Origin of the sequence: Streptomyces sp. NBC_00683 (genome assembly GCF_036226745.1) — a bacterium.
Lineage (GTDB): Bacteria > Actinomycetota > Actinomycetes > Streptomycetales > Streptomycetaceae > Streptomyces.
This window is the reverse complement of record NZ_CP109013.1, coordinates 8,265,299-8,279,484: the sequence shown is the minus strand read 5'-3', so window position 1 is coordinate 8,279,484 and position 14,186 is coordinate 8,265,299. Positions and strand designations below refer to the sequence as shown.

At 68.6% G+C, this 14,186-nt stretch carries 13 protein-coding genes and 1 pseudogene; 6 read left to right on the top strand and 8 right to left on the bottom strand.

Annotated features, from left to right (window positions below):
- Nucleotides 1-118 precede the first annotated feature (118 nt).
- Nucleotides 119-550, bottom strand: a complete 432-nt coding sequence (locus tag OG257_RS35945; RefSeq protein WP_329214461.1) for a DUF2000 domain-containing protein — start codon at nucleotides 548-550, stop codon at nucleotides 119-121.
- Nucleotides 551-637: 87 nt separating this feature from the next.
- On the opposite strand from OG257_RS35945, the gene OG257_RS35940 reads away from it, so the two are divergent.
- The gene (locus OG257_RS35940; protein WP_329214459.1) at nucleotides 638-1,489 is read left to right on the top strand and encodes a helix-turn-helix domain-containing protein; all 852 of its coding nucleotides are present in this window, start codon (nucleotides 638-640) and stop codon (nucleotides 1,487-1,489) included.
- Here OG257_RS35940 and OG257_RS35935 read toward each other — a convergent pair.
- A complete protein-coding gene (locus OG257_RS35935; protein WP_329214457.1) occupies nucleotides 1,450-1,959 on the bottom strand; it encodes a mycothiol transferase in 510 nt (169 codons plus the stop codon). The genes OG257_RS35940 and OG257_RS35935 overlap by 40 nt on opposite strands.
- Before the next feature lie 115 nt (nucleotides 1,960-2,074).
- Here OG257_RS35935 and OG257_RS35930 point away from each other — a divergent pair, with 115 nt between their 5' ends.
- The gene (locus OG257_RS35930; RefSeq protein ID WP_329214455.1) at nucleotides 2,075-2,440 is read left to right on the top strand and encodes an iron chaperone; all 366 of its coding nucleotides are present in this window, start codon (nucleotides 2,075-2,077) and stop codon (nucleotides 2,438-2,440) included.
- Nucleotides 2,441-2,476: 36 nt separating this feature from the next.
- On the opposite strand, the gene OG257_RS35925 is transcribed toward OG257_RS35930, so the two are convergent.
- From OG257_RS35925 to OG257_RS35910, 4 genes are all read right to left on the bottom strand, one after another.
- Nucleotides 2,477-3,484, bottom strand: a complete 1,008-nt coding sequence (locus OG257_RS35925; RefSeq protein WP_329214453.1) for an alpha/beta fold hydrolase — start codon at nucleotides 3,482-3,484, stop codon at nucleotides 2,477-2,479.
- A gap of 149 nt (nucleotides 3,485-3,633) precedes the next feature.
- The gene (locus OG257_RS35920; protein WP_329214451.1) at nucleotides 3,634-4,074 is read right to left on the bottom strand and encodes a nuclear transport factor 2 family protein; all 441 of its coding nucleotides are present in this window, start codon (nucleotides 4,072-4,074) and stop codon (nucleotides 3,634-3,636) included.
- 107 nt (nucleotides 4,075-4,181) lie between these two features.
- A complete protein-coding gene (locus tag OG257_RS35915) occupies nucleotides 4,182-4,868 on the bottom strand; it encodes a DUF4230 domain-containing protein (RefSeq protein ID WP_329214449.1) in 687 nt (228 codons plus the stop codon).
- Between the two features lie 89 nt (nucleotides 4,869-4,957).
- Entirely contained in the window at nucleotides 4,958-5,776 is an 819-nt protein-coding gene (locus tag OG257_RS35910) for a DUF4389 domain-containing protein (protein WP_329214447.1), read from the bottom strand.
- A gap of 234 nt (nucleotides 5,777-6,010) precedes the next feature.
- On the opposite strand from OG257_RS35910, the gene OG257_RS35905 reads away from it, so the two are divergent.
- The gene (locus OG257_RS35905; RefSeq protein ID WP_329214445.1) at nucleotides 6,011-7,216 is read left to right on the top strand and encodes a 4-hydroxybenzoate 3-monooxygenase; all 1,206 of its coding nucleotides are present in this window, start codon (nucleotides 6,011-6,013) and stop codon (nucleotides 7,214-7,216) included.
- A 54-nt stretch (nucleotides 7,217-7,270) separates the two neighbouring features.
- Here the strand turns inward: OG257_RS35905 and OG257_RS35900 are convergent, their stop codons facing one another.
- A complete protein-coding gene (locus OG257_RS35900) occupies nucleotides 7,271-10,111 on the bottom strand; it encodes a glycoside hydrolase family 48 protein (RefSeq protein WP_329214443.1) in 2,841 nt (946 codons plus the stop codon).
- A gap of 379 nt (nucleotides 10,112-10,490) precedes the next feature.
- Here OG257_RS35900 and OG257_RS37295 point away from each other — a divergent pair, with 379 nt between their 5' ends.
- The 3 genes and pseudogenes from OG257_RS37295 to OG257_RS35890 all read left to right on the top strand — a co-directional run bounded on the left by OG257_RS37295 (nucleotide 10,491) and on the right by OG257_RS35890 (nucleotide 13,322).
- Nucleotides 10,491-10,637 carry a hypothetical protein gene (locus OG257_RS37295; RefSeq protein ID WP_443054532.1) on the top strand — a complete coding sequence of 49 codons (147 nt, stop codon included), beginning with the start codon at nucleotides 10,491-10,493 and terminating at the stop codon, nucleotides 10,635-10,637.
- A 60-nt stretch (nucleotides 10,638-10,697) separates the two neighbouring features.
- Nucleotides 10,698-11,555, top strand: a pseudogene (locus tag OG257_RS35895) (hypothetical protein); the annotation flags it as partial.
- Nucleotides 11,556-11,570: 15 nt separating this feature from the next.
- Nucleotides 11,571-13,322 (top strand): glycoside hydrolase family 6 protein, encoded by a 1,752-nt coding sequence (locus OG257_RS35890; RefSeq protein WP_329214441.1) that lies wholly within the window; start codon nucleotides 11,571-11,573, stop codon nucleotides 13,320-13,322.
- On the opposite strand, the gene OG257_RS35885 is transcribed toward OG257_RS35890, so the two are convergent.
- Nucleotides 13,319-14,155 carry a VanZ family protein gene (locus tag OG257_RS35885; protein ID WP_329214439.1) on the bottom strand — a complete coding sequence of 279 codons (837 nt, stop codon included), beginning with the start codon at nucleotides 14,153-14,155 and terminating at the stop codon, nucleotides 13,319-13,321. The genes OG257_RS35890 and OG257_RS35885 overlap by 4 nt on opposite strands.
- Nucleotides 14,156-14,186 lie beyond the last annotated feature (31 nt).

The window sequence follows — 14,186 nt, the reverse complement described above, 5'->3', positions numbered from 1 at the left end:
ACAGTGACAAGCCTGTCTAGCGGACTGATTTCGAGTATGACACCGCAGAGCGCGAGTCGCACAGGTGTGCCAGTGTGTATCCGTTCGGTGACAGTGGGGTGCCTGGCCGCCGGGCCGATCAGGAGTGCATCGAGGCGCCCTTGAGGATCTTGTCCACCGCGTTGCGGGGCCCGTGGACGGCCAGTCCGACAAGGTCCATCGCATCCCGCTTCACGGCCCGGACGGCGGCCCGGTTGGCCTCGTCGTGGCCGGTCGCGAAGAGGTCGGACGTGAACACGGCCGTGGTCACGCCCCGCCCGACCGCCCGGGTGTGCGCCGTCGTCAGCAACTCCTTCGAACCGGCGAACACGAGAACGGGCTGCCGGAACATGGGCAGGTACGGAGTGCCGTCGGCGTCGGCGTACGGTTCGCCGATCACCTCCGGTGCCGCCGTGCCCAAGCCACTGACGAGGAACGCTGTGACGTTGAGGCGCTGCCAGGTCTGCAGGTCGTCACGGAGCAGGACGGCGATCTTGGTGTCGAAACGTACGGGTGCGCTGTCATCGGTCATGCCGAGGAGCCTGCCAAGCCCGGCCGCTGCCGTCTTGTACGAACTTTGCACGGCCGGCGGGCCGGACCGGACTTGTACGCTTTCCCCATGGCTGCCCCTCCGGACATCACCGCATGGCGGCCGCGCGTCGAGGGAATCGACGAGGTCTTCCACGCCCGCTTCGCCGACCACGCCTACCCCATGCACACGCACGACGCGTGGACGCTGCTCATCGTCGACGAAGGCATGGTCCGCTACGACCTGGAGCGCCACGAGCACGGGGCACGCAGCTCGGTGGTGACGCTGCTGCCCCCGCACATCCCGCACAACGGTGGCGCCGCGACCCCCGCGGGATTCCGCAAGCGCGTCCTGTACCTCAACACCGCGCAGATCGAAGCCGGCCTCATCGGCCGGGCCGTCGACCGCCCCGTGCTGCACGATCCGTCCCTGCGGCGCCGCATCCACCAGCTGCACCGGACGCTCGAGCGGCCCGGTGACGAACTGGAGGCCCAGAGCCGTCTCGCGCTCGTCTCCGAACGCCTGGCCCAGCACCTGCGCGGGCAGCTCGGCGCACCCCCGTCACCTCACGACCGCCGGATCGCGCACGAGCTGCGTGATCTGCTCGATGCGCGCTTCGTGGAAGGAGTGACGCTGGCGGAGGCGGCGGAGCTGCTGCACGCCCATCACACCCATCTGGTGAGGGCGTTCAGCAAGGAGTTCGCCATGGCCCCGCACCAGTACCTGACGGGGCGACGCGTGGACCTGGCCCGGCGCCTGCTGCTCGGCGGGATGCGTTCGCCCGACGTGGCCACGTCGGTGGGCTTCTACGACCAGTCCCACTTCTCGCGGCACTTCAAGCGCGTGGTCGGCACGAGCCCGGGACGCTACGCGCGCACCGTGGCCGCAGTTGGCGAAGGCCCCTACCCGCGCTCCAGCGAGCCGCGTACGAACGCCGCCTGACCTGCGTGCTGCAGATCGTCCGCGACGACGCTGACCAGCCGCACGCCGAGGGTCACCGGCGGCGACCAGGACTCGTCCACGACGCGGTCCAGGGCCCCGTCGTCGAGACTGCGGACGAAGGCCAGGGTCCCCTCGTGCACGGCGTCGTAGTAGCCGAGGAGCAGGTCCGCCGACGCCACCTGCACGGAGGCCACCTGCGCGCTGCTGTGGCCGTACCCGGTCGACCCCTTGGCGAAGGGCAGTTCGAAGCGGGAGGCCCAGTCCTCGGAGAACCAGACCTGCTCGGCCCCTGCGGCGTCGGCGACGTGGTCGTCCTGGATGCGCGTGAGGTGCCACACGAGCCAGGCGATCGAGTTCGCGCCCTGATCCAGCCGGGCGTTGAGGTCGTCGGGTGAGAGACCCTCGACCGCGGCGTGCACCGTTTCATGGATGCGCTCGAACGCATCGGCGAGAATGCCTGCACTGTTCATATGACCACCATGGCCGGTGTGTCCGCGGGGCCCGGACTTCGACACGCGGCCGGAGCCCCGTGGGACGACCTGACCGGCGCCGCGGGGTGAGCCGGAACGGAATTAGCATGTCCGTATGGCACAGAGCGACGCGGTGGATGTGGATCAGTACCTGGCCGAGCTCCAGCCGGAGCGCCGGCCGGCCCTGACCCGGCTGCGTGAGCTGTGCAGGGACGAACTCGACGGGTTCACCGAAGTGATGGCGTACGGCATGCCGGGCTACGAGCGGAACGGAACCCTCGAGATCAGCTTCGCGAGCCAGAAGCAGTACATCTCCTTCTACCTGCTGCGCGGCGACGTCCGAGAGGCGTTCGAGGCCCGGCTGGCAGGTCAGGACATGGGCAAGGGGTGCCTTCGCTTCCGCACGCCGGAGCGCATCGACTTCGACCTCGTACGGGATCTGCTCACGGCCACCGCCGCCTCGCCCGGCCCGGTCTGCTGACGCGTCCCACGGCCGGGCGGGCCCGTTCGGCGTCCGTCAGGCGTGGACGGAGTGCAGCCACTGCGTCAGCAGAGCGCTGACCTCGGTGGCGCGTTCCTGCTGGATCCAGTGTCCGCACCCGTCCAGGATGTGCGAGCAGACCAGGCCCGGAAGCGTGGTGGGGTACGCCGCGATGGCCTCGGCCATCCAGGTGGTGGAGGCGTCGAGTGCTCCGCCGATGAAGAGCGAGGGCTGGGTGAGCCGTGCTCCGTCCCAGGCCGCCAGGTCCTCCCAGTCGCGGTAGACGTTCCGGTAGCGGTTGAGTGCCCCGGTCAGGCCGGTCCTCTCGAATTCGCCGCTGTACACGTCGAGGTCGGCCTCCGTGAGCCACGACGGGAGCCGATCGGCCGGGAAGCGGTCGCGCAGTCGTGCGCCCGGGGGCACGAAGAAGACGCTGTCCCTGCTGGGCGGTGGCATGGTGTCCGCGGAGAGTGCGGCGTAGAACCCGGCGAGCCACCCCCGTACGTCGGGCTCGATCTCCGCCTCGGCCCGGCCGGGCTCCTGGAAGTAGCTGACGTAGAACTCGTCGTCCCCGCCGATGCGGGCGAAACCGTCGGTGGGCCGCACTTCGCTCCGTGGGGCGTAGGGGACGCTGAGCAGCCCCGCGGCGGTGAACACGTCGGGGCGCAGCAGCGCGCTGTTCGCGGCGATGGGCGAACCCCAGTCGTGGCCGATGACCGTGGCCGTCTTCTCGCCCAGTGCGTGTACGACTGCGACGTTGTCGGCGACGTGGGCCGTCATCCGGTAGGCGTCCACGGGCGCGGGGGCCGACGAGCGTCCGTAGCCGCGTACGTCGATGGCGACCGCGCGGTAGCCCGCCGCGGCGATGGCCGGCAGCTGGTGGCGCCAGGAGTACGACGTCTCCGGGAAACCGTGGACCAGGAGGACGAGTGGTCCGGCGCCCTGTTCGATCAGATGGATCCGGCCGCCGGGGACGTCCACCAGCCGGTGTGCCGCCCCGGGAACGGAGCTGGAGGGCTCGGGCGAGCGGGCGGGCTGCGGCATGTGTCCTCCTGTGGATCCCGGTGTCGTCCTGCGTCACGATCATTCGGCGCGGACGCACGTCGGGCAAGAGATCTTGCTGTTCCGGCAAACCTGTTCATTCCGTGCGGCCGGGGCCCCGGCACCGGATCCGGTGCCGGGGCCCCGGTCCCTCAGCTGCCGGCCGGATCCGGTACGAGCCCGTCGGCCACGAGTCCAGCGAGAACCGCCGCGCTCAGCGTCTGGACGGCGGACAGCGGACGGACCATCACGGTGAACTCCTTGATCCTGCCCTCCTCGTCGAACTGGAGCAGGTCGATCCCGTGAATCTCCTTGCCGCTCACGGACGCCTTGAAGAGCAGGATCTCCGAGGGGACCTGCACGTCGTCCGCGTTGGTCAGCGCCTCGCCCTCGAACTGTCCGATGTAGCGGAAGTCCTCGAACGTGCGCAGGAGCACGCCGAAGAGACCGAGCACCATCGCCTTGCCCTCGAAGGGGGTGAACTTCACCGGGCTGAAGAAGCGGACGTTCTCGGTGAACAGATCGTCCAGTGCCGCGATATCACTCTTCTCGACGGCGGTTCGGAAGCGCTCCGTGGTTTCGGCAGCAGTCATGGCCATCTCCCCGACTCTCCTTGCTCAACAATGTGACTGGTCACTTTGTTGAGTATGCCGCAGCCGCGGTCACGGCTGCGGGCCGGGGGACGACTCGGGCGGGCGGGTCAGGCGGGCGAGTCGATATAGCGCACGGTGACCGTTTCGAATCCGAGTGAGCCGAGCAGCCCCTGCAGCATGGAGGTGGTGTTCTTCTCCGCCCGCTGGGTGAGCCCGCTCTCCTTGGCCGCTGCGCCGATGTGCTTGGCGGCCAGCTTGTTGACCGCCTGCTCGCTTCCGGGGTTGTCGGAGAAGAAGTCGCCGAGCCGGTCGAGAAGTCCTCGCTGTTTGGACACGGCGTAGGAGCGGTCCGGATCCAGTGCGGGCTTGCCCAGCACCGCGTGCGGCAGCCGGAGTTCTGCCGTGGTGCGGTCCTCGTTCACGACGACCCCGTTCTCCGTGACCTTGCCGAGGTCCACGAAGGCGCCGACGGTGCCCGCGCCCACGTAGAGGGTCCGGGTGCCGCGTACGGCGTCCGGCAGGAACTTGGCGTCCTTCTCCAGGTCGACGACGACCTGGAAGTTGCCGGAGGCAGCCTCGTACGCGCTCATGTCCTGGATCGACTTGAGGACCGCGGGGCCCGACCGGTCCGTGGTCTCCTCGCCGAAGATGTCACCCAGCCCGGGCAGCAGGCTGAGCCTGGTGCCCAGGAGCAGCAGGACGACCGCTGCGGCACACAGGCCGGCTGCTGTCAGGCACCCGCGCCTGCGGGCGGGGCGGCGGGCGCTGTCTGTCCTTACGTCTGTGGACGTCATACCTTCCGTGTGACCCGGTCCGGCGCTTTCAGTCCATCCGGCTCCACGACTACGCCAATTCCTGTACGGGCGGTCGGGTCATGCCGTGATCACGCCTGTCGGGGGACGTCCCGCGCGGTCTGCTGCGGGTGCAGGCCGTAGTCGTTGCTGTCGCCGTCGTCCGGAGTGGTGAACGATGCCGTGATGCCGCCGATGATCCCGAGGACGAGGAAGAGAACCACGAGGGCCTTGCCCGCCCCGCTCATGATCAGCGGTCTGGTGAGCGTGCGCGCGTACCGCTGGCCGACGGAGAGGTCCTCGTCGCCGAAGAGGCCCTTCGGGTAGGCCGGGGTGAGCATCAGGGCGTAGGCACCGAAGCGCATGTGGAAGCGCACGACCGCCGCTGTCGCTTCCATGAGGGGCCGGGGCATCCGGCCCAGGATCAGTGTGATCAGCCACCAGATGAAGGACAGCGCCCACCAGCCGGACATGGCGAGGCTCTGGACGACGGCGGCCGGGATCATCAGGAGCAGCCGGAAGAACACGGCGAGGCGGTTCAGGTCGGTGGGCCGTACCTCGATCTGTACGGGGTAGTCGGTCGGCGGGACAAGGGCGAACGGCGGGTACCGGTCGACCAGCAGCATCTCGGAGGCGGCCACCCGCGTGCGGTAGCCGAGGTATCCCGCGAGAAAGCGGAAGACCGGTTCGGGCAGCCTCCCCAGGACCAGAGCGGCGAACCAGCCGACGATCACGGTGAGCACGGCGGCGATGTGCAGGAAGAACAGCACGATGAAGTGCGGAATCAGCAGGAGCAGTCGCAGCAGAACGGTGAGCCGGCGCTGGCGCGTCGGCTCGGTGATGTCCAGGACGGGCAGGAATTCCTCCGGGTGCCCTGCCGTCCGCCCCGGGCTCCACTGTCCGTCAGCCATGTCGCTTCTCCTCGGCCGGTGATCCGTACGGCGTCGGCACGTACGGCCTCGGTCCCACGCTGGTCGCGTGGCGCCTGCCCGGCAATCGGCCGGGGACCGAACGGGTGCCGCCGGGACCCGCCGCCTCACCGGCCGGCGGTCCGCGCGCCGACCGCCACTCTTGTCGTCCTCCGCCTCAGCGGCCAGTCTTCGTCCGTGAGCGGCACCGAACCCGTTCGTGAAGGGAAGACATCTGTGGACACCGCCTCGCCCCTCCCCCGTCGTACCCGTGTCGGCATAGTGGGGGCGGGCCCGGCGGGCCTGCTCCTGGCCCGGCTGCTGCACGGGCGCGGCATCGACTGCGTCGTCCTGGAAAGCCGTGACCGCTCCTATGCCGAGCAGCGTCAGCGGGCCGGGATCCTGGAACAGAGTGCGGTCGACGCCCTGCGTGCGAGCGGGGCCGGTGCACGTCTGGACCGGGAGGGCATCGCGCACGACGGCATCGAGCTGCGCTTCGACGGACGGTCCCATCGCGTGGACTTCCCCTCGCTGACGGGTGGCAGCCGGGTGTGGGTGTACGCGCAGACGGAGGTCGTCAAGGATCTGATCGCCCTGCAGCTCGCCGAGGGCCCACCGCTGCTGTTCGAGGCGGAGGCGGTCTCGGTGTCGGGTGCGGACACGGACCGGCCGGTGATCGGCTACCGGCACGGGGGCGCCGAGCGGTCGCTGGAGTGCGACTACGTGGTCGGCTGCGACGGATTCCACGGTGTGACCCGTCGGTCGGTCCCCGAAGGCGTCCTGCGGTCGTACTCCCGGACCTATCCCTACTCCTGGCTGGGCATCCTCGCCGATGCGCCCCCGGTGTACGACGAGTTGATCTATGCGCACTCACCGCGTGGCTTCGCGCTGGCGAGCATGCGTTCGCCTTCCGTGAGCCGGCTGTACCTCCAGGTGCCGAACGGGGAGGATCCCGCCGCCTGGTCCGACGACAGGATCTGGGACGAGCTCGACGTCCGGCTGGCGTCGGCCGGCAGCCGGAAGCTGGAGCGGGGGCCCATCACGGCCAAGTCCGTGCTGCCGATGCGCAGTCAGGTCACCGAGCCCATGAGCCACGGCCGGGTGTTCCTCGCCGGGGACGCGGCGCACATCGTGCCGCCCACCGGTGCGAAGGGGCTGAACCTCGCCGCCGCCGATGTCGTGGTCCTCGCCGGCGCGTTCGCCCATCTGGAACGGACCGGCTCCTCCGAGCTGCTCGACGCCTACTCCGAGACGTGCCTGCGACGGGTGTGGCGGGCCGAGCACTTCTCGTACTTCATGACGACGACGCTCCACACCGATCCGGCGCAGAGCGCTTTCGAGACCCGCCTCCAGCTCGCGCAGCTGCACAGAATCGCGGACTCGCCGCATGCGGCGGCGGAGTTCGCCGAGAACTACACGGGGCACTTTCCCGGGTGGGCGTGATCCCGGCCGTCGGCTGGACGGCCGACGGCCGGGACCCTCATGGTGCCGGGTCACTCACTCCAGCAGGTCGGCATACGCCCCCAGAGCCAGTGCGATGTCGGCCTGTGCCCAGAACCGGTGGTAGGTGAAGACCGGCGCTGCTCCGCCGTCCAGATATGCCTGCACCTTGGGCCAGTTCGGGTCGTCCTCGTAGAAGGAACGGATGGAGAGGAAGGTCGAGTCGTTGTCGACGGTGTCGCCGTTGGGCATGGCGCCCGTCCAGCCGCTGGGGACGTACACCGGGTCGTCGAACCGGTTGTAGTCGGCCCGGGTCTCCGGCACCGCCACACCTGCGTCGTCCTGGTAGTGGCCCCACATGCCGTCGAGCAGCGCCTCGGCGGTTGCCTTCGCCTCGGTGTCACCGGACTTGGCGGCGTAGTAGGTCAGGGTCCTGGCGTAGGCACCTGCCACCCCGACGTCGTTGGTGTAGTCGGCGACCGTGACATGAAGACTGTCGTTGGCACCGGGACTCGACGCGTTCCAGGTGTCGGGCGCGCCCGACCACTTGAGGGTGGACGGCATGAGGTAGGTACCGTCCGGGTTGATGGTCGTCTCGGACAGGGCCCAGTCGACCCACTTGTCGAGCACGGCCTTGGCCTGGGCGTCGCCCGACTCGTGGTAGTACTCGGCGACGCGTTCCATCGACCACGCCTGGAAGCCGAACCACTGGTTGGACGGCGGGTCGTGGTAGACGGGCTTCTCGTCGTAGTACATGCCGTAGAAGGTCGGCGTACCGGCCGGCGGCTGGGCGTAGCTGCCCTTCCAGCTGTTGGTCGCGCCGCCCGCGATGGCACCCTCGTCCGACTGGAGCCACTGGTAGAAGTCCAGCTGCCGGTCCAGGCTCTTGGCCCAGTCCTGCTGTCCTGTCGCCGACTTGGGCTTGAGGTCGGCCGACGCACTCAGGGCGTAGGCCGCCATCGGGTTCTGGTATCCGCCGTGGGCGTGGCTGGATCCGATGCGCCAGGACCAGCCCGCCGAGGTGTCGGTGGCACCGCCCCAGGCGTAGTACCAGGACATCAGGTAGTGCGCGCTGTCCTTGCCGCTTCCGGCCGGGCAGGCGGTCGGACCGACGCAGTTGCCGACCTTCTTGAAGTACTTGTCGAACATCGAGTAGCGCAGATAGTCACCCATCTTCGCCGCCTTGCCGACGGTCGCCGCGACCTCGCTCGCCTTGCCCTGCTCCTTGGCCCAGACATCGGCCCAGTAGGCGGCCTGCACGGCACGGGCGTCCGCGTCCGGGGCGTTGGTGAACTTCCACTGCTTGGCGTAGGAGGCGTCTCCGGTGAAGAGGTCCAGATAGCCGTTGTCGCCGCCGTAGTTGAAGTTGTCACAGGTCGGGTGGGTGACGGTCTCCCAGACCGACTCCTGCGGTCCGCGCTGGAAGGTGTTGATGTACGACGGTCCGGTCTCGGTGGGACCGGCCGAGCACTTCCCCCCGGGCGTGTTGCCGTATCCGTAGACGTTGTCGACGTCCTGGATCCAGTGCATGCCGTAGATGTCGTCGGTGCCGTACGCGCTCTTCAGCTCCGCTGCGATCGGGTCCGATCCGGAGGCCGCAGATCCGTCGAGGACCGCCGGGTACTCGTTCGGGGTGTCGTGCTCGGGCGCGTAGGTGGCGGGCTTCGAGGCGTTGTAGAAGGAGTTCGTGGGCTGGTCGGCATGCGTGGGGATCATGTACTTCTCCATGGTCGCCCACGCACCGTTGAACTTCGTCCAGTCCCCGGTGAGCTTCCCGTACATCGCCTGCAGCCAGATCAGATAGCTGTAGGCCTCCGACGTCGTCTCGTGCCCCTGGTCGGGAGCCTCGACGATCAGTGTCTCGACGGAGTGGTAGGGAATGCCTTCCGGCGAGAAGTAGCCGTTCGCCGGGTCGGTGATCTTCCCGTACAGCTCGAGGAAGCGTGCGTCGTACTCCTTCGCCGCGGCCAGCTGGGTGACGGTGACCTCGGCCTTGCTGTGGCCGGGGGCCGTCACGGTGAAGGTCGCGGCTCCCGTACCGGAGGCGTCGGCGGAAACGGTCACCTTCTGGGCCGTGGACCAGTTCGACGGAGTGAAGCTGAGGCTCGCTCCGGCGGTGACGGCGAGACCGGAGTTGCCTGCGGTCCTGGCCACCGTGACGGTGACCGCAGCCGTCGGCGCGGTGGAGAGCGCCACGTTGAACGTCCCCGACTTGCCCTGCTGGACGCCCAGTTGGGCGGGCGTGGCGACAACTGCCGGGCCCGAGACGACGGTGATGCCCGCAGGCGTCGACTCCGCCGAGGCTCCGAGACTGTCGTACGCCCTCGCGAAGACCGAATGGCTCCCGGCGGACAGACCCGCGGCGCTGTAGGTGTACGGCGACGTGGTGTCGGTGCCGAGCAGCGTCGTGTTGTCGTAGAACTCGACCTTGCTGATCCCCGCCCCGTCCGCCGCAGCCGCCGTGGCGGCCAGTGGTACGGAGTCGCCGGCGGTGAAGACGGCGCCCGCCGCCGGAGAGGTGAGAACGGTGATCGGCGCCTGGTGGGCGCCTGCGCAGACCGTGCCGTTGACGGAGAAGGCGGTCGGGGCGGTGTTGGTGCCGCTGTAGCTGAACTGTGCGCCCGTGGTGACCGCGGCCCCGGCGGCGATGCCACCGTTCCAGGCGGCGTTCTTGACCGTGACGGTCTTTCCGGACTGGGACCAGGTGCCGTTCCAGCCGTTGGTGAGCTGCTGGTTGCCCGTGTAGGCGTAACTCAGGGTCCAGCCGTTGATCGCGGCGGAGCCCCGGTTGGTGACGGTGAGTTCGGCGCTGAAGCCGGATCCCCAGTCATTGGCCTTGTAGTCGACACTGCACTCGACGGCCGCGGCCTGGGCCGGGGTGTTGGCAGCGGCGGTCATGCCCAGTGGGAGAGCGAGTGCGACGACGAATGCCGTCCACAACCGTCTTGATCCGACTCCGGTTCTGGCGGATCTTCTTGGTAACCATGCTCTTCGTGCGCTTCCCGATGGCATGCGCGGGTTCCTCCTCGCGGCTCGGCGACATGGGGGGCAAGCGGGGTTGAACACAAGCCTTGAACCAGTGGGAGCGCTCCCAGCATGGAGACGAGGAAAAAGAGAGTCAAGAGACTTGAAGAGTCGAATTATTTCGATAGCAAGAGATGAGAACAGGTGTGTTGACCGACACCACTTGACGCTCTAACGTCAAGCCACACCAGTGGGAGCGGTTCCATCAGTCGACGTGCCGTAGGGGGCACGCCCGATCTGCAAGGAGTCGCTCATGCGACACCCCCCGCACTTATCGCACCTGTTCAGGCTGCTCCTCGGAGCAGTGCTCGCCACGGCCGGCATGGTTGCCGCACCCATGGTGACGGCCTCCGGATCCGCCCCCGCGTACACGGTGGAACACAGCACTGTGAGTCAGTGACACGGCGGCTTCCAGGGTTCCGTCACGCTCACCAACCTGGTTGCAGCAAGTGGTGGTTGGGCGAGCGAGAGCTGGAACGGAACGCTCGCGAACGGCGCGGGCGTCACCGCCGGCCTCCTGGCGACCGGTGCGGGGGCCGGGTCCACGCCCGGTGCGTTCAGGCTCAACGGCACGCTCCGCAATGCGGATCCCGACCTGGATCCGACCGATCCCACCGATCCGGCCGAACCGCCTGCCCCTGCCGGAGAACCGCCCCTGCTGAAGGTCTCCGGCAACCAGCTCGTCGACGAGAACGGCGCGACCCGCCGCATCCTCGGCGTCAACCGCTCCGGCGGCGCATTCATGTGCGTGCAGGGCCGCGGCATCTTCGACGGCCCGGTCGACGACGCTTCCATGCAGGCCATCGCCGGCTGGAACGCCAACACCGTCCAAATCTCATCGAACAAGGAGAGCCGGCTGGGCCTGGACAACAACTCCCGTTACGCCACGGACTTCTGGTCATCGGTCACCTCGGTCCTCAGACCCCGGAACCTGATCCTGGCCGGCGGACCCGCCTACTCCGACGACCCGGGCCAATGGCTCCAGCACCGGCTCCAGGACCCGGCGGGCCATCTCGCCGCGGCCTGACATGTCTACAACTCCAACCTCTGCGCGAACGAGGACTGCTGGAACTCCACGCTCGCACCGGTCGCCTCCGAAGTCCCCCTCGCCGCAAGCGAGATCGGCGAGAACACCTGCTCCCACGGCTTTGCCGACCGGGTCATGCGGTGGTTCGACGACCGCGGACTCTCCTACCTCGGAGGGGCCTGGAACACCTGGGACTGCTCCACGGGCCCCTCCTTGATCAGCGACTACGACGGTACCCCCACCCCGTACGGAATCGGGCTGCGCGACCATCTGCGCGCCCTCGACAGTTGAGGAAACGGAATTCGTATGAGCCGCACGAGCCGCACCACCCTGCGCCGATCACGAACAGCACTGATAGCGGCGGGAGCACTTGTCGCCGCAGCCGCCGGCTCCGCCGCCGCGGCAGCACCCTTCGGGGCCTCGGCCGCCGCGGCGGCGGGATGCACCGTCGACTACAAGATCCAGAACCAGTGGAACGGCGGACTCACGGCCGCCGTGAGCGTGACGAACACGGGTGACGCCATCTCCACCTGGCAGCTCGAATGGTCCTTCGCCGGCGGCGAGAAGGTAAGCCAGGGCTGGAACGCCACCGTGACGCAGAGCGGTGCTGCCGTCACCGCCAAGAACCTCTCCTACAACGGCACACTCGCCTCCGGAGCCTCCGCCTCCTTCGGCTTCAACGCCACGGGCAACGGAAACAGCGCCGTTCCCGCGACCTTCAAGCTGAACGGCGTCGCCTGCAACGGCGCCACGGGCCCGACCGACCCGCCGGACCCGACGGATCCGCCCACCGACCCTCCGGCGGGCAGCCGTGCCAACAACCCGTACGAGGGCGCCAAGGTCTACGTGAACCCGGAGTGGTCGGCCAAGGCCGCCGCGGAGCCGGGTGGCACCCGGGTGTCCAACCAGCCGACGGGTGTCTGGCTCGACCGGATCGCCGCGATCGAGGGCGCCAACGGCGGAATGGGCCTGCGCGACCATCTGGACGCGGCCCTGACGCAGAAGGGCTCCGGCGAACTCGTCGTCCAGCTCGTCATCTACAACCTGCCCGGGCGTGACTGCTCGGCGCTCGCCTCCAACGGTGAGCTCGGCCCCACCGAGATCGACCGGTACAAGACCGAGTACATCGACCCGATCGCGGCGATCCTCGGCGACGCGAAGTACGCGGGTCTGCGGATCGTCACCACCGTCGAGATCGACTCGCTGCCGAACCTCGTCACCAATGCCGGCGGCCGCCCCACCGCGACGCCTGCCTGCGACGTGATGAAGGCCAACGGCAACTACCAGAAGGGCGTCGGCTACGCGCTGAACAAGCTCGGCGACGCGCCCAACGTCTACAACTACATCGACGCGGGGCACCACGGCTGGATCGGCTGGGACGACAACTTCGGCGCGACCGCCGACATCTTCAAGGTGGCGGCGACGACCGAGGGCGCGACCGTCAACGACGTACACGGCTTCATCACCAACACGGCCAACTACGGCGCGACGACGGAGGACCACTTCTCCATCGACGACTCCGTCAACGGCACGTCCGTGCGTCAGTCGAAGTGGGTCGACTGGAACCGCTACACGGACGAGCAGTCCTACGCTCAGGCCTTCCGCCAGAAGCTGGTCTCGGTCGGCTTCAACTCCGACATCGGCATGCTGATCGACACCTCGCGCAACGGCTGGGGCGGCGCGAACCGGCCGACCGGTCCGGGTGCCACGACCAGCGTCGACACCTATGTGGACGGCGGCCGGTACGACCGGCGCATCCACCTGGGCAACTGGTGCAACCAGGCCGGAGCCGGTCTCGGCGAACGGCCGAAGGCCGCCCCCGCGGCCGGGATCGACGCGTACGTCTGGATGAAGCCGCCGGGGGAGTCGGACGGGGCCAGCAAGGAGATCCCGAACGAGGAGGGCAAGGGCTTCGACCGGATGTGCGACCCGACCTACGGGGGTAACGTCCGCAACGGCAACAACCCGTCAGGGGCACTGCCCGACGCGCCACTTTCCGGCAAGTGGTTCTCCGCGCAGTTCCAGGAGCTCATGAAGAACGCCCACCCGGCGCTCTAGGCTCCACGCCGGCCGGCTCCGGACGCTCCCCCGCCCGGGCCCGGCCGACGACTCCACATCCGGCCGATGAGGGCGCGTCCGCGGGCAGTCGACGCGGACGCGCTCCGGCCGGAAGAGGCCTTGGCGGACCCCGCCTTGGCCCCGGACCTGTTCCTGGCACCCTGCTTCACACCGGCACCGGCCTTCGTCCTGGTACCGGCCTTGCTGCCGGCACCGGCCTTGCTCTTGATGTCGGCCTTGCTCCTGATACCGACCTTGCTCTTGACGCTTGTCCTGCTCTTGACGCCGGTCCGGTCGGCGGCCTTCTTCGTGGTCTTCGTCCGCGCCGTGTCCTTTGCGGGCGGCGCGTCGGAAAGGGCGTGGTAGCGGTGGCTGATCCGCCGCCCCACCAGCGCGTAACCGAGCAGAGCGCCGCTCGTGTTGAGGATCACGTCGTCGATGTCGAAGGCGCGCCCGGCGACGAGCGCCCCCTGCGTGAGTTCGACGACCGCCATGACCAGGACGGTCAGCAGGACCATCCGGATCATCCGCAGCCGCCGTGGCACCAGGATCGGCAGCAGAACACCGAAGGGCGCGCCGAGCAGCAGGTTGCCTCCCGCCTGTTTGCAGGCGGCGAGGAAGGTGTAGTCCTGCGCGTACTGCCGAAGCGACCGCCCCGGCTGCAGGTTCGATGTCACGATGCCCTCGGAAGCCGGTGACGGTGTCAGCGTCACCTTCGCCAGGACGACCGAGAACGCCACAAGGCTCAGAAATGCCGCGACGAGCACCAGCACGCGCAGCGCAAGACGGCCCCAGCTTCTATGTTGTGTACTACGATCCGCCTCTACAGTCATGGCGGAACGGATGCCCCCAACCCTGGCAGCC